Here is a 1,457-nt window from a genome sequence, read left to right as displayed (position 1 = left end):
AGGGGAGGAGGTTCGGGTGGTCCGGGTACAGCTCCCACAGGATCGCCAGGAGCGCCTTGTTGCTTCCCCTCCATGGTGACGGAGTCGTAGCCGCACTCCCGGAGCTGCTCCAGCACGGCGTCGTAGAACTCCTGTTCACGCTCGGGCGTGATCTTGGAGCGGCGCGTGACACCGACCGGCTCGGGCCGGTCCGCAGCCTGCGACGTCATGGGCGGTGCTCCTGGCTTTCGTCGGGCGGCCGGAAAATTCCCGGCCTGCGATGTGTTCTACGTCTATCGATACGCCAGTGTACCGGTACGCGGCCGTATCGGTACACTGGCGTATCGGTACGCTCTCGTACCGATAACAGCACCACCGTCACCGAAGGGGCCGGGGGATGAATGCCCGCACCGAGCCTGCGCCGGCGGGGTCCGACGCGATAGCGCGACCGCCGCTCGTCCGGGAGCTCCTGCTCGTCGCAGGGCTCTTCCTCGTCTACAAGTTCGGCCGGCAGCTGGCCACGGGCCATACCGGTGAGGCCTTCCACCACGCTCAGCGCGTGTGGGACGTCGAGCGAACGGTCCATCTGCCCGGCGAGGGGGCGGTGCAGTCCCTGCTGCTGCACGGCGACGGCCTGGTGCACCTCGCGAACACCTACTACGCGGCCGTCCACTTCCCGGCCACGGTCGCCTTCCTGGTCTGGCTCTATCTGCGCCGCCCGGCCCACTACGTGTGGGCCCGCCGGGTGCTGGCCGCCCTCACGGCCGCAGCGCTGGCGCTGCACCTGCTGTTCCCGCTCGCCCCGCCGCGCATGCTGGCGGCGACCGGTCTGGTCGACACGGCACGGGTGTACGGGCCCTCGGTGTACGGCGATCCCGCGACGGACTCCCTGTCGAACCAGTTCGCGGCGATGCCGTCGCTGCACTTCGGCTGGGCGCTGATGGTGGCGATCGGCCTGATCGTCGCGACCCGCTCCCGGTGGCGGTGGCTGTGGCCGGCCCATCCTCTGCTGACGCTGCTGGTGATCGTCGGTACGGCGAACCACTACTGGCTCGACGCGATCGTGGCGGCCGCCCTGGTGGGCCTCGCGCTCACGGTGATCCTCCCCCGGACTCCGTCCGGGGGGACCCCGGTCTCGCTTCGCTCGCCCCACCGCACGGCGCGTACGGCCGGCCGGGCGCAGGGCAGCCTCGTACCGGCCCAGCGGGGGGAGCAGGCACTCGTGGGAGCGGGCCGATGAACGCCGTCCTGATCGCCGTCGCCCTGTCCCTCGTCTCCGCCGTCGCCTACGCGGCCGCCGCGGTCGCCCAGGAGCGGCTCGCGTCCCGCTCCCCCGGCGCCGGCACGCTGCGGCTGCTCGGCAGCGGCGCCTGGTGGTGGTCGGTCGGGCTGAACGCGTCCGCCGCGCTGCTGCACGTCGTCGCCCTCCGGTACGGTCCGCTGACCGTCGTCCAGCCGCTCGGCGCGCTCACCCTGGT

General features: G+C 71.9%; 1 protein-coding gene and 2 pseudogenes. 2 read left to right on the top strand and 1 reads right to left on the bottom strand.

Annotated features, from left to right (window positions below; translation table 11 throughout):
- Positions 1 to 209: pseudogene (locus ABZ281_RS49160) on the bottom strand (hypothetical protein); the annotation flags it as partial.
- Positions 210 to 376: 167 nt separating this feature from the next.
- Here ABZ281_RS49160 and ABZ281_RS49155 point away from each other — a divergent pair.
- Positions 377 to 1,219 (top strand): phosphatase PAP2 family protein, encoded by an 843-nt coding sequence (locus ABZ281_RS49155; protein WP_356665333.1) that lies wholly within the window; start codon positions 377 to 379, stop codon positions 1,217 to 1,219.
- A pseudogene (locus tag ABZ281_RS49150) lies at positions 1,216 to 1,457 on the top strand (hypothetical protein); the annotation flags it as partial. The gene ABZ281_RS49155 and the pseudogene ABZ281_RS49150, both read left to right, overlap by 4 nt.

Origin of the sequence: Streptomyces sp. NPDC006265 (genome assembly GCF_040613555.1) — a bacterium.
In the GTDB taxonomy this organism is placed as follows: Bacteria; Actinomycetota; Actinomycetes; order Streptomycetales; family Streptomycetaceae; genus Streptomyces.
The sequence above is the reverse complement of the archived record's forward strand: the minus strand, read 5'-3'. Positions and strand labels throughout refer to the sequence as shown.

Excerpts from the sequence above, each read along its gene's own strand:
- ABZ281_RS49155 (WP_356665333.1), top strand. The coding sequence starts at position 377 with ATGAATGCCCGCACCGAGCCTGCGCCGGCGGGGTCCGACGCGATAGCG.